The sequence below is a fragment of the Enterococcus rotai genome (assembly GCF_001465345.1).
Classification (GTDB): Bacteria; Bacillota; Bacilli; order Lactobacillales; family Enterococcaceae; genus Enterococcus_L; species Enterococcus_L rotai.
The window spans coordinates 3,115,074-3,139,494 of the sequence record NZ_CP013655.1 but is presented as its reverse complement, the minus strand read 5'-3'; the positions used below and the strand labels follow the sequence as shown (position 1 = coordinate 3,139,494).

18 protein-coding genes are annotated in these 24,421 nt (G+C 36.7%); 14 read left to right on the top strand and 4 right to left on the bottom strand.

The window, feature by feature from the left end; translation table 11 throughout:
* Nucleotides 1-67 precede the first annotated feature (67 nt).
* The 11 genes from ATZ35_RS13960 to ATZ35_RS13910 all read left to right on the top strand — a co-directional run bounded on the left by ATZ35_RS13960 (nt 68) and on the right by ATZ35_RS13910 (nt 16,319).
* The gene (locus ATZ35_RS13960) at nt 68-1,780 is read left to right on the top strand and encodes a proline--tRNA ligase (RefSeq protein WP_208927772.1); all 1,713 of its coding nucleotides are present in this window, start codon (nt 68-70) and stop codon (nt 1,778-1,780) included.
* Nucleotides 1,781-2,368: 588 nt separating this feature from the next.
* On the top strand, nt 2,369-6,721 hold the full coding sequence (locus tag ATZ35_RS13955) for a PolC-type DNA polymerase III (RefSeq protein WP_208927771.1): 4,353 nt from the start codon (nt 2,369-2,371) through the stop codon (nt 6,719-6,721).
* 275 nt (nt 6,722-6,996) lie between these two features.
* Nucleotides 6,997-7,437 carry a cell division protein ZapA gene (zapA, locus tag ATZ35_RS13950; protein ID WP_176271431.1) on the top strand — a complete coding sequence of 147 codons (441 nt, stop codon included), beginning with the start codon at nt 6,997-6,999 and terminating at the stop codon, nt 7,435-7,437.
* A 20-nt stretch (nt 7,438-7,457) separates the two neighbouring features.
* On the top strand, nt 7,458-8,006 hold the full coding sequence (locus tag ATZ35_RS13945; RefSeq protein WP_208927770.1) for a CvpA family protein: 549 nt from the start codon (nt 7,458-7,460) through the stop codon (nt 8,004-8,006).
* A 48-nt stretch (nt 8,007-8,054) separates the two neighbouring features.
* The gene (locus ATZ35_RS13940) at nt 8,055-10,421 is read left to right on the top strand and encodes an endonuclease MutS2 (protein WP_208927769.1); all 2,367 of its coding nucleotides are present in this window, start codon (nt 8,055-8,057) and stop codon (nt 10,419-10,421) included.
* A 208-nt stretch (nt 10,422-10,629) separates the two neighbouring features.
* Nucleotides 10,630-10,944, top strand: coding sequence for a thioredoxin (gene trxA / locus ATZ35_RS13935; protein ID WP_010761230.1), 315 nt, complete (start codon nt 10,630-10,632; stop codon nt 10,942-10,944).
* A 101-nt stretch (nt 10,945-11,045) separates the two neighbouring features.
* Complete coding sequence (gene uvrC / locus ATZ35_RS13930) at nt 11,046-12,848, top strand: excinuclease ABC subunit UvrC (protein ID WP_208927768.1); 1,803 nt, start codon at nt 11,046-11,048, stop codon at nt 12,846-12,848.
* Nucleotides 12,849-13,051: 203 nt separating this feature from the next.
* On the top strand, nt 13,052-13,363 hold the full coding sequence (locus ATZ35_RS13925; RefSeq protein WP_086279331.1) for a PadR family transcriptional regulator: 312 nt from the start codon (nt 13,052-13,054) through the stop codon (nt 13,361-13,363).
* On the top strand, nt 13,364-14,053 hold the full coding sequence (locus tag ATZ35_RS13920; protein ID WP_208927767.1) for a DUF2812 domain-containing protein: 690 nt from the start codon (nt 13,364-13,366) through the stop codon (nt 14,051-14,053).
* A gap of 105 nt (nt 14,054-14,158) precedes the next feature.
* A complete protein-coding gene (locus tag ATZ35_RS13915) occupies nt 14,159-15,058 on the top strand; it encodes an ABC transporter ATP-binding protein (protein WP_208927766.1) in 900 nt (299 codons plus the stop codon).
* Nucleotides 15,051-16,319: an ABC transporter permease gene (locus ATZ35_RS13910; RefSeq protein ID WP_208927765.1), complete on the top strand. Its 1,269-nt coding sequence runs from the start codon at nt 15,051-15,053 to the stop codon at nt 16,317-16,319. Before ATZ35_RS13915 ends, ATZ35_RS13910 begins: the two co-directional genes overlap by 8 nt.
* 26 nt (nt 16,320-16,345) lie before the next feature.
* On the opposite strand, the gene ATZ35_RS13905 is transcribed toward ATZ35_RS13910, so the two are convergent.
* Nucleotides 16,346-17,341: a LacI family DNA-binding transcriptional regulator gene (locus ATZ35_RS13905; protein ID WP_208927764.1), complete on the bottom strand. Its 996-nt coding sequence runs from the start codon at nt 17,339-17,341 to the stop codon at nt 16,346-16,348.
* A 196-nt stretch (nt 17,342-17,537) separates the two neighbouring features.
* Between ATZ35_RS13905 and ATZ35_RS13900 the strand changes: the two genes are divergently transcribed.
* Nucleotides 17,538-18,932 carry a 6-phospho-beta-glucosidase gene (locus ATZ35_RS13900; protein WP_208927763.1) on the top strand — a complete coding sequence of 465 codons (1,395 nt, stop codon included), beginning with the start codon at nt 17,538-17,540 and terminating at the stop codon, nt 18,930-18,932.
* Nucleotides 18,933-19,044: 112 nt separating this feature from the next.
* Here ATZ35_RS13900 and ATZ35_RS13895 read toward each other — a convergent pair whose 3' ends face one another.
* Both ATZ35_RS13895 and ATZ35_RS13890 read right to left on the bottom strand, forming a co-directional pair.
* Nucleotides 19,045-19,482: a hypothetical protein gene (locus tag ATZ35_RS13895; protein WP_208927762.1), complete on the bottom strand. Its 438-nt coding sequence runs from the start codon at nt 19,480-19,482 to the stop codon at nt 19,045-19,047.
* Nucleotides 19,483-19,596: 114 nt separating this feature from the next.
* Nucleotides 19,597-20,886 carry a BaiN/RdsA family NAD(P)/FAD-dependent oxidoreductase gene (locus ATZ35_RS13890; protein WP_208927761.1) on the bottom strand — a complete coding sequence of 430 codons (1,290 nt, stop codon included), beginning with the start codon at nt 20,884-20,886 and terminating at the stop codon, nt 19,597-19,599.
* A gap of 138 nt (nt 20,887-21,024) precedes the next feature.
* Between ATZ35_RS13890 and gdhA the strand changes: the two genes are divergently transcribed.
* Nucleotides 21,025-22,371: an NADP-specific glutamate dehydrogenase gene (gene gdhA, locus ATZ35_RS13885; protein WP_208927760.1), complete on the top strand. Its 1,347-nt coding sequence runs from the start codon at nt 21,025-21,027 to the stop codon at nt 22,369-22,371.
* 208 nt (nt 22,372-22,579) lie between these two features.
* A complete protein-coding gene (locus ATZ35_RS13880; protein WP_208927759.1) occupies nt 22,580-23,929 on the top strand; it encodes a glucose-6-phosphate isomerase in 1,350 nt (449 codons plus the stop codon).
* A 132-nt stretch (nt 23,930-24,061) separates the two neighbouring features.
* Here the strand turns inward: ATZ35_RS13880 and ATZ35_RS13875 are convergent, their stop codons facing one another.
* Nucleotides 24,062-24,400, bottom strand: a complete 339-nt coding sequence (locus ATZ35_RS13875) for a hypothetical protein (protein WP_208927758.1) — start codon at nt 24,398-24,400, stop codon at nt 24,062-24,064.
* Between the last annotated feature and the right edge of the window lie 21 nt (nt 24,401-24,421).

The window sequence follows — 24,421 nt, the reverse complement described above, 5'->3', positions numbered from 1 at the left end:
ATAATTTGATTTTACAACGAAGCACTTGAGGAGTGTCAACTATTCGTTTAAACAAAGGAGAGTTTTAATGAAACAGTCAAAAATGCTAATCCCAACTTTACGTGAGGTGCCTAATGATGCAGAAGTCTTGAGCCACCAAATGTTACTTAGAGCAGGGTATATTCGCCAAGTCTCAGCAGGAATTTATTCTTATTTACCATTAGCAAATCGAGTACTTGAAAAATTGAAAAAAATCATGCGAGAAGAGTTTGATAAAATCGATGCGATCGAAATGTTGATGCCAGCCTTACTTCCAGCAGAATTGTGGAAAGAATCTGGTCGTTACGAAACGTACGGTCCTAACTTATATCGTTTAAAAGACCGTAATGAACGTGACTATATTCTTGGTCCTACACATGAAGAAACGTTTACAGAATTGATTCGAGATGAAGTGAACTCATACAAACGTTTACCGTTGAATCTTTATCAAATTCAGACAAAATACCGTGATGAAAAACGTCCTCGCTTTGGCTTGTTGAGAGGTCGAGAATTTATTATGAAAGACGGTTATTCATTCCATGCAGATGAAGAAAGTTTGGACCAATCTTATCGCGATTATGAAAAAGCGTATTCTGCTATATTTGAGCGTTGCGGTTTGAATTTCCGTGCAATCATTGGTGATGGCGGAGCAATGGGTGGAAAAGATTCTAAAGAATTTATGGCGATTTCTGAAATCGGTGAAGATACAATTTGTTTTTCAACAGATGGCGATTATGCTGCCAATTTAGAAATGGCAACGAGTCTATATACTCCGAAAAAATCACATGAAACGCAATTGGACATCGAAAAAATTGCAACACCGGATGTTAGCTCAATCGAGCAAGTTGCAGCATTTTTCAACGTGGAAGCACAACGTATTATCAAGTCTGTTTTATTTATGGCTGACGAAGAACCTGTATTAGTACTAGTTCGTGGTGATCATGAAGTAAACGACGTTAAATTGAAAAACTTCTTGGGTGTTGATTTCTTAGAGGAAGCAACGGATGAAGATGCGCGTAAATACTTAGGTGCTGATTTTGGTTCAGTTGGTCCTGTTGAATTATCAGAAGAAGTAAAACTATTTGCTGATCTTCATGTTCAAGATTTAGCGAATGCGATCACTGGTGCTAATGAAACAGGTTTCCATTTAAGCAATGTTAATCCTGGACGTGACTTTACACCAATCAGCTATGAAGATTTACGATTTGTTCAAGAAGGTGATCCTTCACCAGATGGCAACGGCGTTTTAGAATTTACTAAAGGGATCGAAATCGGTCATATCTTTAAACTAGGTACTCGCTACAGTGAAGCAATGGGTGCAACAGTTTTAGATGAAAATGGTCGAGAAAAACATGTGATCATGGGCTGTTATGGAATCGGTGTAAGCCGTTTACTTTCTGCAATCGTTGAACAAAATATCGATGAGAATGGTATTAATTGGCCAGCTGGCATTTCACCATTTGATCTACATGTTGTTCAAATGAACATAAAAGATGAATATCAAATAAAACTAGCGCAAGAAGTTGAAGAAATGATGTCAATGGCTGGTTATGAAGTATTAGTAGATGATCGAAATGAGCGAGCAGGTGTAAAATTTGCTGATGCTGACTTGATCGGTTGTCCAATCCGCATCACTGTCGGTAAAAAGGCTGTTGATGGTGTCGTAGAAGTTAAAATCAAGCGTACTGGCGAAATGGTTGAAGTTCGGAAAGAAGAGCTTGAAAGTACATTATCTATACTGTTGAATGCAGATAAAGACTAAGACAAAAAAAGTCTATGAACCTAATCAATGATTGGGTTCATAGGCTTTATCTATTGGCACGTCTATTACTCTATGAGTGAGTTAAATTGGTCAGCAGTATTCTTACTTCACATTGTATTTCCTCGGAAAAAATAGTATACTTAATTGTGGCGAGGCACTTGGCAGAAATGTTTAAGGGCCTCTTTCTTATCAAAATGTCTAGTTTAACACGGATGATTTTTGACTATATTTGGAATATAGAGGCTAGAGGAGTTTATCTAGATACGTGTGCTAACTCCTTAGGAAAAAGATAAAAATAGTTTGTGGTTAAAAGCACCACAATCGATTTTTCCTATTTTCCAGTCGGAGTTGAACGAGCCCGCTATGCTTTTGCTTTGAAACACAGTGAAAAAAATGAACTGATGTTGAAAAGTACAAGGTGTAGCAAAGCGGAACGTTGTTACCATGCTTTATCTAGCTGCACGGGCTAGTCTCTCGGAAAAAAGATAAAAATTAAATGTGATAAAGAAACATCACAGTTAATTTTTCCTATTTTTCAGTCAGAGCTGGACTAGCCCATTCCGCTTTTATTATAAGGAGGTTCATTTAATGGCAGAAAAGGCACAAGAGTTATTTGCAAAGTTGATTGATCAAATTCAATTAAATGAACAAGAGCGGCAACATCCGCTTATTCAACAGGGAAGAATCCATAAAGTCGTTGTTCATCAGCAAAGTCGTTTATGGGAATTTCATTTAGGCTTTGCGGAGATTTTACCAGTGATGTTGTACCAATCATTTATGCAGCAATTAGAACTTGCTTTTCAACAAATTGCAGGTGTAACTGTAAAAATTTCGGCTGATAAAAGTGAATTTACAGAAGAACAGTTGACGGATTATTGGCAATTAGCGTTATTGAATAGTCAATGTGATACGCCTTTAGTTCAACGTGTAATCAAAACCCAAACACCGATTATTGAAGATAAAAAAATTATTTTACCTGTCGATAACGATGCTGTGATTCCATATCTAAAACAACAATATCTACCAATTATTGAGGAGCTATATATCAATTACGGCTTTCAAAAATTTCATATCGAACCGAAAATGGATGAACAACAAGCAAAACGTGTATTGGCACTATTTGAAGAACGTAAGCAAGAGCAAGACGCTGCATTCCAACAACAAGCAGCTGAATCACTTGTTAAACATGAACAAAAGAAAAAACAACAGCAACAACAAGGTCCGGCACTTGAAGGACCCATTCGCCTTGGTCGGAACATCCCAAATGATGAACCAATCATGCCGATGGGTAATATTCTAGAAGAGGAACGTCGCGTAACGATCGAAGGGTTTGTCTTTGATGTTGAAGTGCGGGAATTACGTTCTAAACGGAAAATCTTGATATTAAAAATTACGGATTATACATCATCATTTATTGTAAAAAAATTCTCTAATGGTGAGAAAGATGAACAAGTTTTTGATGCGATCCAAAAACATAGCTGGGTAAGAGTACGCGGAAGTATTCAAGAAGATACATTTATGCGGGACTTAGTTATGAACTGTCAAGATTTAATGGAAGTTAAACATGCACCACGTAAAGATTACGCTCCAGAAGGCGATAAACGGGTTGAACTGCATTTGCATAGCAATATGAGCACTATGGATGCAACCAATAATGTTGCTGATTACGTGGCACAAGCAGGTAAATGGGGGCATAAGGCAATTGCAATCACTGATCATGGTGGTGCGCAAGGCTTTCCGGATGCTCATAGTGCAGGGAAAAAAGCGGGCGTAAAAATCTTATATGGTGTTGAAGCCAACGTAGTAGATGACGGTGTGCCTATTGCCTATAACGAAGCTCATATTGAATTAACGGATGCAACTTACGTAGTATTTGACGTGGAAACGACTGGGTTATCAGCTGTTTATGACACGATTATTGAGTTGGCCGCTGTGAAAATGCATAAGGGAAATATTATCGATACGTTTGAAGAATTTATCGATCCAGGTCATCCTTTATCACAAACCACGATCAATTTAACAGGAATTACAGATGAAATGGTACGTGGATCAAAATCAGAAGAAGAAGTTCTTCGTTTATTTAGAGAATTTTCAGAGGACACTATTTTAGTTGCCCACAATGCGTCTTTTGATATGGGCTTTTTAAATACGAGTTATGGAAAATATGATATTCCGGAAGCTGAAAATCCGGTCATTGATACATTGGAACTATCACGTTATTTGAATCCAACCTTCAAAAGTCATCGATTAAATACTTTGTCGAAGAAATTTGGGGTTAATCTAGAACAACATCACCGAGCAATCTATGATTCTGAATCAACGGGACATTTATGTTGGATCTTTTTGAAAGATGCGAAAGAAAATCATAATATGAACTATCATGATGAATTGAATATGCATATCGGGGAAGGCGATTCTTATAAACGAGCAAGACCGTTCCACGCCACGATTTTAGCAACCACACAAGCAGGGTTAAAAAATCTCTTTAAATTAATTTCCATGTCTAACATCGATTATTTTTTCAGAATTCCAAGAATCCCTCGTTCTCAATTAAGCAAATTACGGGAAGGGCTGATCATTGGTTCAGCTTGTTCAAGTGGTGAAATTTTTGAAGCGATGATGCAAAAAGGGGTGGAAGAAGCAAAAAATCGAGCGAAGTTTTACGATTATATTGAAGTGATGCCAAAAGCTGTGTATGCTCCTTTGCTTGAACAAGAATTAGTAAAAAGTGAGGCAGATTTAGAAGAAATCATTGCAAATTTAGTCAAAATTGGTGATGAACTTGATAAGCCTGTTGTGGCGACTGGAAATGTTCATTATCTAAATGAAGAAGATAGTATCTACCGTAAAATATTAGTTGGTTCTATGGGAGGAGCAAATCCGCTCAATCGTCATAGCTTGCCAGATGTTCATTTTAGGACAACAGATGAAATGTTGACTGCCTTCCAATTTTTAGGAGAAGAAACGGCTCACCGCCTTGTTGTGGAAAATCCTAATGCTATTGCTGACATGTGTGATGAAATCACCCCGGTGAAGGATGATTTGTATACACCAAAAATTCCTGGTTCAGAAGATGAAATTCGAAATTTGAGTTACACCCGTGCAAAAGAGCTTTATGGGGATCCATTGCCTGATATTGTTGAAAAACGTTTGAAAAAAGAACTAGATAGTATCATTGGTAACGGATTTTCAGTTATCTATTTGATTTCACAAAAATTAGTGCATAAAAGTATGGAAGATGGTTACTTAGTTGGTTCACGTGGCTCGGTTGGTTCGAGTTTTGTTGCAACGATGACGGGTATTACGGAGGTCAATCCCTTAGCACCGCATTATCATTGCGTTAATTGTAAGCATTCTGAGTTTTTTGAAGATGGTTCGTATGGTTCTGGTTTTGATATGCCAGAGAAAAACTGTCCTAATTGTGGTCAACGACTATTTAAAGACGGTCATGATATTCCATTTGAGACCTTCCTAGGGTTCCACGGGGACAAAGTACCCGATATTGATTTGAACTTTTCAGGTGATTATCAAGCTGAAGCGCACAACTATACAAAAGTTTTGTTTGGTGAGGAATATGTTTATCGAGCTGGAACGATTGGTACGGTTGCAGATAAAACCGCCTATGGTTTCGTAAAAGGCTATGAACGTGATCATAATCTTCATTTTAGAGGTGCCGAAGTGGATCGTTTAGCAAAAGGCTCAACTGGTGTGAAACGGACGACCGGACAGCATCCAGGGGGGATCATCGTTATTCCTGATTATATGGACGTTTATGATTTTACGCCAATTCAATATCCTGCGGATGATCAAAATTCTGAATGGAAAACGACTCACTTTGATTTCCATTCGATCCATGATAATATTTTGAAACTTGATATACTAGGACATGATGATCCCACTGTGATTCGGATGCTGCAAGACTTGTCTGGAATCGATCCAAAAACGATTCCGACAGATGACCCCGAAATGATGCGGATTTTTGCAGGACCAGAAGTTCTAGGTGTAACACCAGAACAAATCTATTCTAAAACAGGTACATTGGGCATTCCCGAGTTTGGTACTCGTTTTGTTCGAGGCATGTTAGAAGAAACACATCCATCAACATTTGCGGAATTGCTGCAAATATCTGGTCTATCTCATGGTACCGATGTTTGGTTAGGTAACGCTGAAGAACTAATCCGTCGAGGCGAAGCGACCTTGGCCGAAGTTATCGGTTGTCGGGATGATATCATGGTATACCTGATCCATGCTGGATTAGATAGTGGTATGGCATTTAAGATCATGGAAACCGTACGTAAGGGACTTTGGAATAAAATTCCTGATGAATTAAGAGAAGAGTATTTAACGGCGATGAAAGAGAATAACGTGCCAGATTGGTACATTGATTCTTGTTCTAAAATTAAATATATGTTCCCGAAAGCCCATGCGGCAGCTTACGTTTTGATGGCCTTACGTGTTGCTTACTTTAAAGTTTATTTCCCAATCCTTTACTACTGTGCTTATTTTTCAGTACGTGCGGATGACTTTGATTTAGTTGCAATGTCACAAGGAAAAGAAGCGGTCAAAGCTCGTATGAAAGAAATTCAAGATAAAGGCTTAGAAGCGTCTACAAAAGAAAAAAATCTATTAACGGTATTAGAGCTTGCCAATGAAATGATTGAGCGTGGTTTCAAGTTTGGCATGATCGATTTGTATAAATCGGATGCTGAAAATTTTGTGATCGATGGTGATACGTTGATTGCTCCTTTTAGAGCAGTTCCAAGCTTAGGGCTTAACGTAGCTAAATCGATTGTGGAAGCAAGAGAAGAGCCCTTCTTGTCCAAGGAAGATCTTGCGAGTCGCGGAAAAGTTTCTAAAACATTGATTGAGTATATGACTGAAAATGGTGTTTTAAAAGATTTACCAGATGAAAATCAATTATCACTGTTTGATATGTTATAAACGAGATAAAAGAGTTTATTCAGGTTTAGAGAGTGAAACGAGACTGATTTTCAGTTTTGTTTCGCTCTCTTATTTATGCTATTCGAATTTTACTAAGGTAGTGGTTTTGTATTTTTGGTGGAGAGAGAAACCTAATAAAAGTTATAATAATAACACTAAACCTTTAATTTTCCGTTTTAGTAGCATATAATAGTAAAGGGTTATTTGAACATACACATTGGTGATTTTCATGGTACAATAGCATGTAATGGATTTATACAGGAGGGAACACTATCATGGTTAAAGAAAAAACAAGATATAAAGCTGTGATTGCCGATCATACGTACACAATTATCGGTCAAGAAAGCAAACAACATATGGATTTAGTCACTAAATTAGTTAATGAACAATTAGCTGAAATTAAACACATATCACCACAAACAAATGACGAACAAGCATCTGTTTTACTTGCGATCAATGCGATTTCTGATCAATTGAAAAAACAAGAAAAAGTGCTTAATTTAGAGCAAGAAGTTGCTGAATTAAAGAAAAGAACCATTCGATTAGCTGAGTTGGAAAATCGGATCAAACGCATCGAAGCGATTGAAGAAGAAGCCAGAGGAGTCTTGAAAAAGAATGGACAAGAAGATGTTGAGATCCATAATCATATGGAAGCACAACAAATCTTAAATGAAAATCGTAAACAACAGATTCAAAGCAAAAGTACTCAAGACTAATAATCTGAGAGGATGACAGGATGTTAACATTACTTATTTTACTACTATTAGCCATTGGTTTTTATACAGGCGCTAGACGCGGACTGATTCTACAAGTTTTATATACATTTGGTTATCTGATTACTTATTTTATAGCTAAAACGTATTATAAGAGTTTAGCCTCTCATCTGGAATTGTTCATCCCGTATCCTTCGCCGACAGCTGATACTAAATTGGTCTTTTTCAATCAGGAGCTTACACTTGATTTAGATCAAGCTTTTTATGGAGCAGTGGCATTTTTACTCATTCTAGCAGCTGGTTGGTTAGTGGTCCGATTTTTGGCTATTTTTGCCCATGGTTTAGTTTTTATACCTGTATTAAAACAAGCAAATTGGCTAGCAGGCGGATTAATCAGTTTAGTGGTCATCTATATCGGAATATTTTTAGTATTGAGTACGTTATCGATGTTACCTGTTGATGCCGTCCAAAACCAATTCAAAAATAGTGGCTTAGCAAGTTATATTGTAAAAGATACACCAATCTTTTCAAAGCAAATCTATCATTTGTGGGTAGAACAGATGATTAAATAGTTTCAAGTAGTACCTGTGGCAAGTCTTACAAGAACAGAAGGTGAAAAAATGAATACACGAATTTTAACAACACTAGGATTCGACAAGGTCAAACAGTTGATTTCCCAATACGTCGTTACAGCTCAAGGGGGAGAAGAGATTGAACAGCTTGTCCCTGTAAATGATGCAATGACGATTCAGGCGTGGTTGGAAGAAACGGAAGATGGGCTAAAAATCCAACGCTTACGAGGTGGTATCCCAATTCCTAAGTTAGAGAATATTCGTCCCCATATGAAACGTATCGAAATAGGTGCAGATTTGAATGGTATTGAATTAGCTCATGTAGGCAGAGTACTTTCAACAACCTCTGAAGTGATTCGCTTTTTTAACGATTTAGAGGACAGCGAAATCGAATTACTACGACTGTATTCTTGGATCGATCAATTGATTGTTTTACCAGAATTAAGTCGCAGATTAAAAGAGTCAATCGATGAAGATGGTCGAGTGACAGATGAAGCATCACCTGAATTAAAAATAATTCGCAATAATATTCGTCGAAGCGAACAAACAATTCGTGAACAATTAGATGGCATTGTTAGAGGGAAAAATGCTAAATATTTAAGCGATGCAATTGTGACAATGCGAAATGAACGCTATGTAATTCCAGTTAAACAAGAATATAAAAGTATTTTTGGCGGTGTAGTCCATGACCAAAGTGCTTCAGGACAAACATTATTTGTTGAACCAAAACAAATCGTTGATCTGAATAATCGCTTGCGTCAGCATCAAATTGCAGAGCGCAATGAAATTGAACGGATTTTAGCTGAGTTATCAGCAGAGTTAGTTCCTCATCGCAATGATATCATGCACAATGCGTATGTTATCGGCAAATTAGATTTTATAAATGCAAAAGCTCGTTTTGGTAAGGAATTAAAGGCAGTCGTTCCTGAAATCAGTGCAGAGAATCATATTTATTTTAAGCAAGCGAGACATCCTCTTTTAAATCAAGAAAAGGCTGTTCCAAACGACATAACAATTGGTAAAGAGTATCAAGCTGTTGTGATCACTGGACCTAATACGGGTGGTAAGACGATTACATTGAAAACACTCGGGTTACTTCAATTGATGGGGCAATCAGGTTTGCCAATTCCAGCAGGCGAAGAAAGCCAGATGGGAATTTTTGACGAAGTTTTTGCAGATATCGGTGACGAACAATCCATCGAGCAAAGTTTGAGTACTTTTTCTTCGCACATGACAAACATTGTTGAGGTGTTGAAAAAAGTTGATAACCATAGTTTAGTCTTATTTGACGAATTAGGCGCTGGAACGGATCCTCAAGAAGGAGCAGCACTAGCTATTTCCATTTTAGATGCACTGGGTAGCAAAAGTGCTTATGTGATGGCAACAACTCATTACCCTGAGTTAAAAGTTTATGGCTACAATCGAGCAGGCACAATCAATGCTAGTATGGAGTTTGACGTAGACACACTAAGTCCGACTTATCGCCTATTGATTGGTGTTCCAGGACGTAGTAATGCATTTGAAATTTCAAAACGACTAGGATTAGATACATCAATCATTGATGAAGCAAAACATATCATGGATGGTGAAAGCCAAGATTTAAATGAAATGATCGCAGATTTGGAAAACCGGCGTAAAATGGCTGAAACTGAGTATTTAGAAGTTCGTCATTACGTGGATGAGGCTGAACGCTTGCATAAAGAATTGAAAGAAGCCTATGGGTACTTTTTCGATGAGCGTGAAAAAGAAATGGCAAAAGCTCGTCAAAAAGCCAATGAATTGGTTTCACAAGCGGAAGAAGAAGCGAGCGGTATTATCTCAGATATCCGTAAAATGCAGTTGACTAGCGGAAATCACGGTGGTGTGAAAGAACACCAATTGATTGATGCTAAGTCAAAACTCTCTCAACTGCATCAGGAAGAAACTCATTTAGAAAAAAATAAAGTGCTGAAAAAAGCGAAAGAACAAAAGAAACTTAAATCAGGCGATGAAGTTATCGTTAATACGTTTGGGCAACGAGGCACATTAATTCGTAAGTCTAGCGATAACGAATGGCAAGTGCAATTAGGGATCTTAAAAATGTCTGTTGCAGAAAGTGATATGACCCCAGTTGCACCTGAAAAGGAACCTACACAAAGAGTAACCGCTGTTCGCTCAAGTGAAAGTAGTCATGTAGCGAACCAATTGGATCTACGTGGAAAACGCTATGAAGAGGCTCTGGCTGAAGTTGATCAGTATCTTGATGCAGCAATTTTAGCAGGTTACCCTCAAGTCACGATCGTTCATGGCAAAGGAACAGGTGCTTTAAGAACAGGGATTACAGATTATTTAAAAAATCATCGCAGTGTTAGCAGTTTTGAGTTTGCTCCAGGAAATCAAGGCGGTAATGGTGCAACGATCGTAAAATTTAAATAAGATGCTTACCTTTAGTAAGCAGAAAATTAGTCGAATCAACGAGCGAGTGATATAATCAATTTAGAAATGATTACCGAGCTTCACGGGTTAACCCTTCAGAAAAAAGATGAAAATGGAGTGAGACAAAAATCATCCCAATCAATTTTTACTATTTTCCTGTCAACGCTGGACGAACCCGCTACGCTTTAAAAATTAGGAGGTCTAAAAGATGACACAAGTAATTACAGATAAAGATTTTTCAACAGAAACTGATAACGGTCTTGTTTTGATCGATTTTTGGGCTACTTGGTGTGGACCATGTCGTATGCAATCACCGATTTTAGAACAATTAAGTGAAGAATATGATGAAAGTGAAGTAAAAATTACGAAAATGGATGTAGATGAAAATCCAGAAACGCCGGCTTCATTTGGAATCATGAGTATTCCAACTTTACTTTTGAAAAAAGATGGAGAAGTTGTGGAAAAAGCAGTAGGTGTTCATTCAAAAGAACAGTTACGTGCATTGATCGACAAACATCTGTAAAGAAAACCTTAGGATGGAGTATTTCTTCATCCTATTTTTTATGCCTAAGTATGGAGAAAATGGTATAATATAGTCTATCAATGGATTAGAAAGGAAGTACTATGAACGAAAGAATCAAAAATAAATTAGCCTTACTTCCTGACCAACCAGGTTGTTACTTGATGAAAGATAAAAACGGGACGATCATTTACGTTGGGAAAGCCAAAGTGTTAAAAAATCGAGTACGCTCTTATTTTACTGGTAGCCATGATACAAAGACGGAACGGCTCGTTAGTGAAATTGAAGATTTTGAATATATTGTAACAGAATCAAATATTGAAGCGCTGCTTCTGGAAATCAATTTGATTCACAAAAATGATCCTAAATATAACATAATGCTGAAAGATGATAAGAGTTATCCTTTTATCAAAATTACTAATGAAGACTATCCACGATTATTGATTACTAGGAAAGTTTCGAAAGATAAAGCATTATATTTTGGTCCGTATCCAGATGTAGGTGCAGCGAATGAAACAAAACGTTTGTTGGATCGACTTTTCCCTTTAAGAAAATGCCGGGTTTTACCAAAGGAAGTTTGTTTGTATTATCACATGGGGCAATGTTTAGCGCCTTGTGTCTTTGATATTCCTAAAACAACGTACACAAAAATGGTTGCGGAAATCAAAAGTTTTTTAAACGGCGGACACCCAGTCATTCAAGAAGAAATTCAAAGAAAGATGAATGAAGCGGCAGAAAATATGGAGTTTGAAAAAGCAGCGGAATATCGCGATCAAATCAAAGCGATTGAGACGGTAATGACACGCCAAAAAATGACGAATGCTGATTTAGTTGATCGAGACGTTTTTGGATTTGCTGTTGATAAAGGTTGGATGTGTGTGCAAGTATTCTTTATTCGCCAAGGAAAATTGATTGAGCGAGATGTCTCTATTTTTCCTTTTTATAATGAAGAAGAAGAGGATTTTCTAACATTCGTCGGGCAATTCTATCAAGAAAATGAACATTTTATTCCAAAAGAAGTCTTGATTCCAGATAATATTGATATTGCTAGTGTTGAAGCTATGTTATCGACTAAGGTCATCCAACCACAAAGAGGCGAGAAAAAGAAATTAGTCAAATTAGCTGGAAAGAATGCGACAGTTGCTTTGCAAGAAAAATTTGATCTTATTGTACGTAAACAAGAACGTACGATCGGAGCAGTTGAAAAATTAGGAAATGCCATGAACATTCCAGCACCTATCAGAATCGAAGCGTTTGATAACTCGAATATCATGGGAACTGACCCAGTTTCAGCAATGGTTGTGTTTGTTGATGGACGTCCTGATAAAAAAGAATATCGTAAATACAAAATCAAAACAGTCAAAGGACCAGATGATTATGCATCGATGCGTGAAGTCATCTATCGCCGTTACGCAAGAGTTTTAAAAGAGAATCTGCCGTTCCCTGATTTGATTGTGATCGATGGTGGAAAAGGGCAAGTAGATGCAGCAAAAGAAGTATTGGATAATCAATTAGGCCTAGATATTCCGATAGCGGGGTTGGCAAAAAATGATAAACACAAAACAAGTGAATTATTATTTGGTCCAAATTTAGAGATCGTTCCTTTAGAAAGAAACTCTCAGGAATTCTTTTTGCTGCAGCGTATTCAAGATGAAGTTCATCGATTTGCGATTACATTTCACCGACAATTACGTAGTAAAAACAGCTTTGCTTCTCGTTTAGATAATATTGAAGGATTGGGGCCAAAGCGAAAAAAAGAACTGTTAAAACAATTTAAGTCATTAAAAAATATTACAGCGGCTACTGTTGAGGAATTAAATGCTTCTGGTTTACCAAAAAATGTCGCTAAAAATGTGTATGATCATTTGCATCAAGAAAAAATAAATTCAGAAGAAAATAATCAATAACTGATTGAGGTTGTGACAAAAGACTAATTCCTTCTTATTTCTCGGGATTAAATACTTCTGTCCCAACCTCAGTTGCTTCATTCTTTAATAAATTGTCAAGTAATATGCCTCGGATTTTAAATCAAAGTTTGACAGTAAGGTCAAGTTTCGGTATTATATCAGTATGTGATATATCATTAGGTGATATAAAGGAGTAAGATATCATGGAAGATACACTGACGGACTCTACTTATCTAATTCTGTTAGCGTTACTAAAACCGCAACATGGTTATGCTATCATGAAAGAAGTGAATGTTTTAACAAATGGGCAGGTAGATATTGGTCCGGCAAGTATGTATACCATATTAAAAAAGCTACAAAAAAATGAGTTTATTACTCTGGAAGATAGTAATGAACGAAAAAAAACGTATTTGATTACAGAGAAAGGATACGATATCTTGCAGAAGGATATTGAGCGCCGTAAACTTCTTTATCAAGCTGGAAATCGTCTGTTAGCTGAAAAAAGGGAGATATGAATGGAGATATTTAAGGGGAAGAAATATATTTTTTCTAGAGGAATTGCCTTTTATCCTGAGAAGGAAATGCAGCTACTAAAGAAACAAGGAGAAAAGGGTTGGCATTTTAGAAAAATGAATCAAGTTGGGTTATTGGTTTTTGAAAAAGGAAAGTCAGAAGAAAAGGAATATTCAGTAGATTTTTTTGATGGTTCACCAGATGAATTATCTGAATATTTAGTAATCTACAAACAAGCTGGTTGGGGAAACATAACAAATTATAAAAAGAGATATTTCTATTTTAAAGCGGATTGTGGTACGCCAACTATTTATTCAGATGCTGAAAGCTATTGGATTCGCATGAAAAAAGAATGGAACTGGTTGTTGATTCATTCGTTGGTATACTTGCCTATTGGGATAGTTTTGCTAATCATGCTATTTTTTACTAAAACATCTAAAAGTATTTTTTTTGCTAATCTATGGATTCGAACGATGCTGATTTTTTTTGGAATGTTATTTACCGTATTACCACTAGGTGTTGCGATCAGCGTTATTTTTTCATTGGTTATTTATAGAGATCGGACAAAATACTACAATCAGCCAGAACGATTTGCTAGAAAGCAAAAAGTTTTGAGGGATTCTATAATACTGGCAATGATTGGTTTTATTGTAGGTGTGTTAGTCAGTATCTTACTAAGGAATTCTTTTTAAAAACCGCAAATACGTGGTAAAATCTGTTCAGGATCAACTAAAAACAGGACCATTAAATCGGGTAAGATACTTTTTAAATAAGAACTGAATATAGGAGGATGGGAAATGTTAGAAGTAAAGAATTTGGTTAAAACATTTGGCGATTATACAGCTGTAGACAATATGTCTTTTGAAATCCCAGATGGAAAAATACTTGGGCTGATCGGTCAAAATGGTGCAGGGAAAACAACAACATTCCGTTTGATTTTAGATTTTTTAACCCAAGACAGCGGGGTTGTACTTTGGAACGGCCATCAATTAAGTGGTAAAGATTACAATGATATTGGCTATTTACCAGAAGAACGTGGCTTGTATCCTAAGGTCTCCATTCAAGAACAGCTGATTTATTTTGCAGAGTTAAGAGGAAAATCGAAAAAAGAAATTGAACCAAAAATCGACGAATGGATGGAAAAATTCAAAGTTAAAGGCAAAAAAACAGATAAAGTAAAATCACTTTCTAAAGGGAACCAACAAAAAGTTCAACTGATCGCAACGTTGATCCATGAACCTAAATTAGTTATTTTGGATGAACCTTTTAGCGGATTAGATCCAGTTAATGCTGAGCTTTTAAAAGATGGAATTCTGGCATTAAAAGAAAAAGGCTCTTGTGTCATTTTCTCCAGCCATAATATGGATAATGTTGAAAAAATCTGTGATCATCTTGTGATGCTAAGTAGTGGCGAGATGGTACTCAATGGCAAAGTTCATGATATTCGTGAAAGCTTTGGTCGTACAAAAGTGTTCTTGGAATCGCCTTTGACTCCAGAAGACGTATTAGCTATCGATGGTGTAAAAACAGCAGTCAAACGTGGTGATGGTGTGGTTGAAGTAACGTTAGCAGATCCAAAAGCCGGGGAAGAAATTTTTGCGCGGGCCACACAATTCGGTTATATTCCCATGTTTAATCAGCAGCCACCAACCTTAGAAGAAATCTTTAAGATGAAAGCAGGTGAACCAAATGAGTAAATTCTGGATCATAGCAAGTGATGTTTATAAAAAGAATGTAAAATCTGTTTCTTTTGTTATTATGATATTGGTACCATTTATTGTGATGGGGATCATTTATGCTGCGGGTTCACTAGCAGGCGGTTTTTCAGAAGAGACGAAAGTTGGGCTTGTGTCCGATAATCAAGAGTTAGCAACCCAATTAGCTAAATCGAAAACAGATGATTATACGTTTAAAGTGGTTTCCTCACAAGATGAGGCAGAAAAACAGTTAAAGGATAAAGATCTTGAAGCATTTCTAGTTTTAGATACGAAGAATGATCAAGTTCAAGGAAAATTGTATGCTGAATCTTCTTTAGGCACAACGACCGAACTAATGATGAGCCAAATGCTCAACGGACTGCAATCTTCACTAAAAGCAAGTAAATTAAATTTAACAGCTGACCAGTTAGCAAGTTTGAGTCAACCAGCTAATTTTGAAAAAACAAAAGTCAGTTTTGATGATAATGGAAAAATGACGACAGGGCAAGATAATACTGGGATTCAGTCAGCGATGTCATTTGTCATCACAATCATTCTTTGGGTGATTATCATCACATATGCATCCATTATTGCACAAGAGATCGCCTCTGAAAAAGGCACTCGGATCATGGAAGTTATTTTATCAAGTACAAAAGCTCAAACACATTTCTATGGGAAGTTAACAGGTGTCATTTTGGTTGCGCTGACTCAAATCGTGATTTATGCTGCAGCAATTGGTATTGGTTATTCACAGTTGAAAAACTTAGATATGGTGAAGAGCTTATTGGAAGGACTTTCAACCACCAATATTTTGGGCAGCTTCTTATACTTCACATTAGCATTCTTTGTTTTAGGTGTCTTAGTTTATTCTGTTTTAGCAGCACTTTGTGGTTCTTTAGTGTCAAAACCAGAAGATACCGCCAAAGCGGTTCAACCTATTATTTACATTGCAATGATTGGTTATTTTATTGGGATTTCGTTAGGGACAACGGATCCACAAAATATTGTCATTAAAGTCTCTTCTTATATCCCATTGATTTCATCATTTATTATGCCGATTCGTTTAGCCAGCGAAACAGTAACGAATACAGGGGCGATGATTTCTGTTTTGATTCTAGTTGTTTTCGGAGTACTGTTAACGATGTTTTCAGCGAAATTGTATAAATCAAATGTCTTGGTTTATAGTGAAGGTGGCGTTTTGAAATCATTGAAACAATCGATTTCGATCTTAAGAAATGAACGTAAAAAAGTAGCGAAATAGCCAAAAAAGAGTACTGAGGAAAAATCTCAGTGCTCTTTTTCTGGTTTTCGCAAAGGAACAGTTTGTCTTTCAATAAGCTGGACACTGATTTCTTGCTCCGGGATCGTCTCTTTATTGAGTTGATTATGAAGATAGATAAACGAATTTTCCGCTTGACGCTTGATTGAATAATCCACAGTTGTTATATGCATTAAACGACTAATTTCACTGTTATCGAATCCGATTACAGCAACATCTTCTGGAACAGAATAGCCTAATAATTGAAGTTCAGATATGAATTCTGCGGCAACTGAATCTGTATAAAAAGCCATTGCATCAGTTTTACTGGTCATTTTATGCCAAAGTTGTGCAATCGTCCGTCCATTGTTTATTCTGGATTTATCTTGGAAAATCCACTCATCGTTGATTGGAATCTGTTTAGCTCGATGAAAATCATCAATAGCTTTTAAACGGGCCTTAGTATTCAAATTTTCAAAATTCCCTAAAACATGACCAATCGAACGGTATCCACGTTGATAAAGGTAATCCAATGAGCGATAATAACCAGAATAGTGATCAATGTAAGAAGAATAGATGCGCTCAGAGTCTATACGATGCCAAGTAGAAATTGGACCATAGATGCTATATGGCTCGATTAGGTCCCATTTATTGGCTCTAGTTAAAATAAAAACACCATCGATTTGTTTGTATTTCATTTGGTTCAAGGCATCGATTTCCTTCTTTTTATCTCCGTCAGTAAAGTATAATGTCACATAATAGTTGTATTTTTTAGCAATCGAAATAAAACTTTGAAGAAAAATACCTAAAGGATCGAAAAAGCCTTGAGCGAGAAAACCAATCGTCTTGGTCTCGCCGCTTTGAAGGTTTCGTGCAATCAGATTAGGAGAATACGATAACGCTTCCATTGCTTCCAACACTTTTTTTCGACTTTCTTGACTAACATAACCATTTCCAGAAATAACTCTAGAGACAGTTGATTTTGATACGTTCGCTTGTTTTGCTACATCAATAATAGTTGTCATAAATACTCCTCACTAACGAGTTTATTTCATTTAGCTGAAACTTGCTATCGATACAGAGTTGAGGCTCTTTATACTTTATCAGTATAACATAAAAAAATTAAAAAAAGAGCTTGACATGGGAACATTCCCACATATTATGATAAGAATGTAAACGATGTCAGAACATATTCTGAACAAGAAATCAGGAGGGAAACACATGACAAGAAATGCATTGAAAATCGCAACAATTGGCGGCGGATCAAGTTATACACCAGAATTAATCGAAGGATATATTAAAAGAAAAGATGAACTACCAATCAAAGAAATTTGGTTAGTTGATATTGAAGCAGGAAAAGAAAAATTAGAAACAGTTGGTGCCATGGCTAAGCGTATGGTCAAAGCAGCTGGATTAGATTGGGAAGTCCATTTAACATTAGATCGTCGTGCGGCTTTGAAAGATGCTGACTTCGTTTCCACACAATTCCGTGTAGGATTACTTGACGCACGTATCAAAGATGAGCGTATTCCTTTATCGCATGGCGTTTTAGGACAAGAAACAAACGGAGCAGGAGGTATGTTTAAAGCGTTCCGTACAATCCCTGTTATTCTTGGTATTATTGAAGACATGAAAGAATTATGCCCAGACGCATGGTTAGTCAATTTTACTAATCCAGCTGGAATGGTAACAGAAGCCGCAATCAAACATGGTGGCTGGAAAAAAACAGCAGGTCTTTGTAATGTACCGATCGGTCATAGAAAACAAGCAGCTGAAAAGCTAGGCATTCCAGAAGATGATTTATTCTTCAAATTTGCTGGGATCAACCACTTCCATTGGCACCGTGTATGGGATAAACAAGGCAATGAACGCACACAAGAATTGATTGATTTGATTTATGGGCCACAAGAAGATTCTGAAAGTCACTTAAAAAATATTCATAATGCACCATTCCACTACGAACAAATCAAAGATTTAGGCATGCTACCTTGTGGCTATCATCGTTATTACTACATCGAAGATGAAATGTTGAAACATTCGATCGAAGAATTTGAAAAAGGGGAAACAAGAGCTCAAGTTGTAAAAGAAACAGAAGCTCGTTTGTTCGAATTGTATAAAGATCCTAATTTGGATTACAAACCAAAAGAATTAGAACAACGTGGAGGCACACACTACAGTGATGCAGCTTGTGAGTTGATTGCGTCGATTCATAATGATAAACGCACGGATATGGTTGTTTCAACTGAAAATAATGGAACGATCACTGATTTACCATATGACTGTGTTGTTGAAGTTTCAGGACCAGTAACAGCACACGGCCATGAACCTTATAACTGGGGTGCTTTTCCACCGGCAGCACGTGGGATCATCCAAGTAATGAAAGGGATGGAAGAAACAGTGATTCGTGCAGCGATTGAAGGGAATTATGGCGCAGCATTACACGCATTTACGATCAATCCGTTGGTGCCTGGTGGTTCAATGGCTAAAACATTATTAGATGAGTTATTGATTGCCCATAAAGAGCATCTACCAAACTTTGCTGAAGCAATTGCTACAATTGAAAGTGAACAACCAGAGAAAGTTGCTTACGTGACAGAATTGATGAAGAGTAATTAATTAATAAAATTGACACTTAACTATAAAAATGTGAACCGTTTCCTGAAAAAGTTTTTTCAGAGGAACGATTCACATTTTTAGTTATCTATCGAAAAAGATCAAGCAGCAAGAATCAAGCGGGTTTAATACCACTGATAGACTTCAACAATGACTTTATTGGTCGGTTTGTTTCAACATTGAATTGATAAGAACGGTAACGAAACAAATAGTTTAAAATGACAAAAGAAGTTATTTCAACTGCCAAAAAAACTTGAATGGAATTGATAGACAGACAAAGCAGAGAAATTGCTAAAAATAAGATAATGAATAAAGAAAATAATTGCTGAAGACGATAACTGTTTGTAATTGAAATTTCTTTGGTATCAGTTGTAACGACGACTTTTTGAGAAAAACGGAAAAGGCCTTCTCTGAACTCAAGTGTATCACCTAATTCAACATCCATTTCTGTTGGAATATTGTTAAATAAATTTCCTTGGCGAATGCCATTTTTATAGACTGTAAAGTAGCGGACACAACCCCAAGTAGTTTGTCTTTTTAAGTTAATTTTCATCCTAATCACCTCTTGAGATTATTTTCTCATGAAAGTTGCTCATGAGAATCAAGCAAAAGACTGATTTATTTCACATTTTTTCTCATGCTAAAGTCTTAGTACGAATTAAAAAGCTTAATCAGATTCTAGATCAGGTAAATAAGTATATTCAGCAATAGCGGCAGCATGGGTTCCTGCAACATGACCTGTCACAAAAGCTGCTGTAACATTATAACCGCCTGTATAGCCATTAATATCCAGTAGTTCGCCAGCAAAGAATAAACCATTAACTAATTTACTTTCCATTGTTTTAGGTTGAATCTCTTTTAGCGAAATACCTCCTCCAGTTACAAAAGACTTTTCAATTGGCAAAGTTTTTTCAGCAGTTATCTTAAAAGACTTTAATTGCTGGATAAATTGATCTAGTTGTTGATCAGAGACTTGTTTAGATGAAAGATCAGACATGATAAGTTGGCTTAAAATAAAATCCATTAGACGTTCTGGAATAAAATTTTTCAAAGCATTTTTGACTGATTTTTCAGGTTGGTCGAAAAACTTTGTATTAACTTCTTTTTTCAGATTTTGCCTTTCTACTTCGGGGAACAGATCTAATTGTAAAGTAACGGGATGCTGTTCGTTTTTAGTCAGTTCTTGATTCACAAAGCTTGAACATCTTAAAGCAGCAGGACCTGAAAGACCAAAATGAGTGAAGAGCAAATCCATCTGATGTGTAACAACTACTTTGCCTTTCTCATTTAAAACAGAAAGAGCAATATTTTGTAATGAAAGTCCTTGTAATGTTTTATCTTGAATAAAGTGATCATTTGAGATAATAGGTGATTCTGTGGCATATAAAGGACTGATGGTATGTCCAAGTCTTTTTGCTAACTTATATCCATCACCTGTGGAACCGGTAGAAGGATAGGTGCGTCCACCTGTTGTTAAAATGACACATGGTGCATAAATTTTTTCATGTTCCAATGCGATTCCAATCGTTTGTCCGTCTTTGTGTAATACTTTCTCCACTTTTGCTTCCGTATAAATTGTCACACCAAGTTGTTCTAATTGGTTGAAGAGTGTTTCTACAATTGTTTTAGAACGATCAGTAACAGGAAACATCCGTCCATGATCCTCTTCTTTTAAGTGGGTGCCATTTGACTCAAAAAATTCCATAATATCATAATTATTGAATTGTGAAAAAGCACTATATAAAAATTTACCATTTCCTGGTATGTGGGCAATGATCTCATCAGCGGGTCGGTTATTAGTGACATTACATCGCCCACCACCAGTCAATAATAGTTTTTTTCCGACACGTTTGTTTTTTTCTATTAGTAAAGTTTTGCTGCCAGCTGTTGCTGCTGCGATAGCGGCCATCATTCCACTAGTTCCAGCGCCAACGACAATAACGTCATATAATTTCATACATTCTCCTCCGATTCAATGGTAGTTTAACACAATTTTCAAAACTTTTTCTACTTTTTTTGCAATTCATAGTAAAAAATTGTGGAAATTTTCAGAATTTAGGTTAAAATAGGATTATAACAATGAGAGGGTGATTAAATGGAAGCAAAACAGTACGTGGAAGAGATTCAAAAGAAGATTCATGAAAACGATCGAGGGCAAGTTGAATACTTGCAAGCAGTAGACGAATTTTTACCAACGGTTGAGGTATTCTTAAAAGAGAATCCAGCATTCATTGAAGCCAACATTTTAGGGGTTTTAATTGAGCCTGAACGAATGTTACAATTCAGAGTACCGTGGCAGGATGATCAAGGCAATTGGCGTGTAAACCGTGGTTACCGAGTACAGTACAATTCAGCGATTGGTCCTTATAAAGGTGGCTTACGTTTTCACCCTAGCGTGAATTTAAGTGTGATGAAGTTTTTAGCATTTGAACAAATTTTCAAGAATAGCCTAACTGGATTACCGATCGGTGGCGGCAAAGGCGGTAGCGATTTTGATCCTAAAGGGAAATCAGATGCTGAGGTCATGCGTTTTTGCCAAAGCTTCATGACAGAGTTGCAAAAACATATTGGACCAAGCACTGATGTGCCAGCAGGTGATATCGGTGTAGGTGCACGGGAGATCGGTTACTTATTTGGGACGTACAAGCGTTTGAGAAATTACGATGCAGGCGTTTTAACAGGTAAACCGTTAGGGTACTGGGGAAGCCAGGCTAGAACGGAAGCAACAGGTTATGGTTGTGTTTATTTCGTAAAACATCTGTTAGCTGATGCAAATGATTCATTTGCAGGTAAAAAAGTCGTCGTTTCAGGAAGTGGTAATGTATCAATCTATGCTATGGAAAAAGCGAAGGAATTAGGCGCAACAGTGTTAACGTGTTCTGATTCAAATGGTTTTATCTATGATCCAGCTGGTATTGATGTTGAATTAGTTAAAGAATTAAAAGAAAAAAATCGTGAACGAATTTCAAAATATGTTGAGACACACAGCGATGCTACTTACTATGATGGTCAGTCTGTTTGGGATTTCGAAGTCGCTTATGATATTGCTTTACCTTGTGCGACTCAAAATGAAATCAATGATCAACAAGCTGAACTCTTAGTGAAAAACGGCGCCAAAGTTGTGGCAGAAGGAGCAAATATGCCTTGTACACTAGCTGCTGTTGAAGTATTTGATAACGCTGGTGTTCTATATTGCCCAGGTAAAGCTGCTAATGCTGGTGGAGTAGCCGTTTCTGCATTAGAAATGAGTCAAAATTCAGAACGTCTATCTTGGTCTTTTGAAAAAGTTGATGGTATGTTAGACGACATTATGAAAAATATTTATGAAACTTGTCGTGATACTGCCAATAAATATGATGCCGCTAATAATTTTGTGCTGGGAGCGAATATTGCTGGATTTGAAAAAGTTGCAACAGCGATGCTTAGTCAAGGTTTAGTTTAAGAGAGGATGGTTAAAAAAGAATGACCGTGATTTTTTCTCACGGTCATTCTTTCATTTTGGAAGAACCACTCAAAATTTCCATTAGAAAATTAGCTTTTTAAGTGTTTTAAAATAAAATTGGTACATACGTTCATAAATTGCTTGAAAAAAGGGTGAAAAGAACGTAAAGTAGATACTGTATTAAGTTTAATTTCAAGGAGGAGAAGGAATGTCACACATTCAATTCGATTATTCCAATTTGACACCATTTGTTGCTGATCATGAATTGGAATACATGCAGACACAAGTGACTGCAGTGGACAAAGCATTAAGAGAAGGAACTGGAGCTGGCAGTGATTTTACTGGCTGGATTGACCTACCAGAAAATTATGATAAAGACGAATTTGCCCGTATTAAAAAAGCGGCTGAAAAAATCCAATCTGACTCAGAAGTTTTAGTTGTGATCGGTATTGGTGGTTCTTACTTAGGTGCAAGAGCAGCTATCGAATTTTTACATCATTCATTTAATAATTTACTACCCGCAGATGAAAGAAAAACGCCACAAATTTTCTTTGCTGGAAATAGCATCAGCTCAACTTATCTAGCTGATTTGATCAATGTGATCGGTGACCGTGATTTCTCTGTTAATGTGATTTCTAAATCTGGAACAACAACAGAGCCAGCAATCGCTTTTAGAGTATTTAAAGAATTATTAGTGAAAAAATATGGTAAAGAAGAAGCAAACAAACGGATTTATGCTACAACGGATCGTGCCAAAGGTGCTGTTAAAGTTGAGGCTGATGCGCAAGGTTGGGAAACATTTGTGATTCCTGACGATGTTGGTGGTCGTTTCACTGTGTTGACACCAGTAGGTTTATTACCAATTGCCGTTAGTGGTGCTGATATCGATGGCCTAATGACAGGTGCTAATGACGCCCGTAAGGAATATGCTTCTACAACTGATTTAAGCAAAAATCAAGCTTACCAATATGCAGCGTTAAGAAATATTTTATATCGTAAAGGTAAAACAACTGAAATGTTGATCAACTATGAACCTGGGATGCATTATTTTTCTGAATGGTGGAAACAACTTTTCGGTGAATCAGAAGGAAAAGATCAAAAAGGTATTTTCCCAGCTGCTGCTGATTTTTCAACTGACTTACACTCAATGGGACAATACGTGCAGGATGGCATGCGCAACTTATTTGAAACAGTTGTAAAAGTGGAAACACCACGTCATGCTGTATCAATCCCTGAATTGGCTGAAGACTTAGACGGATTAGGCTACCTACAAGGCAAAGAAATCGACTTCGTCAATACAAAAGCCTTCCAAGGAACCTTACTTGCCCATACTGATGGCGGTGTGCCAAATATGATCGTTAAGATTCCAGCAATGGATGCTTACTCATTAGGTTATGTTATGTATTTCTTTGAGATTGCGGTCGGTATTTCTGGTTACTTGAATGGTGTGAATCCATTTGACCAAGAGGGCGTTGAAGCATACAAGAAAAATATGTTTGCTCTACTTGGGAAACCGGGCTTTGAAGACTTAGCGAAAGAATTGAATGCACGTCTGTAATCAATATGATAAATTATGTACCGTTAGCAGGAACCTAGAATCCTGCCAGCGGTATTTTTTATTGAGTTTAGAGGACAATGAAAGTTGTAAAATAAAAAAAGCACAAAACTAAATTGTAGTTTTGCGCTTTTTTTATTTGAAATCATCATCTTTCGGATAAGGAAGAATCTGTAATGGATCTTCCTCTTCAATAATATCTTGAGAATGTGAATTCTGCTCATAATGATTTTTTGTTTCCGACTCTGTTCTGAATTCATTATGATAATCTGAATTATTTTGCCTAAATTGCCGCTCTGATGGAGGTGTAGGGGTGTTTTGAGCTAATCGCTCTCTAGCAGCTTCTTCAGCTTGATGTATCTTGTTATGACGTGGTTGCTTATTACCTCCTGTAAACGTTAAATAAATAATTAATGCAATCATAATAATTGTTACTATAATTAAACCAATAAACATGCCGAATGAAATAAACATAATGCTATCCCTCCTTTGTTC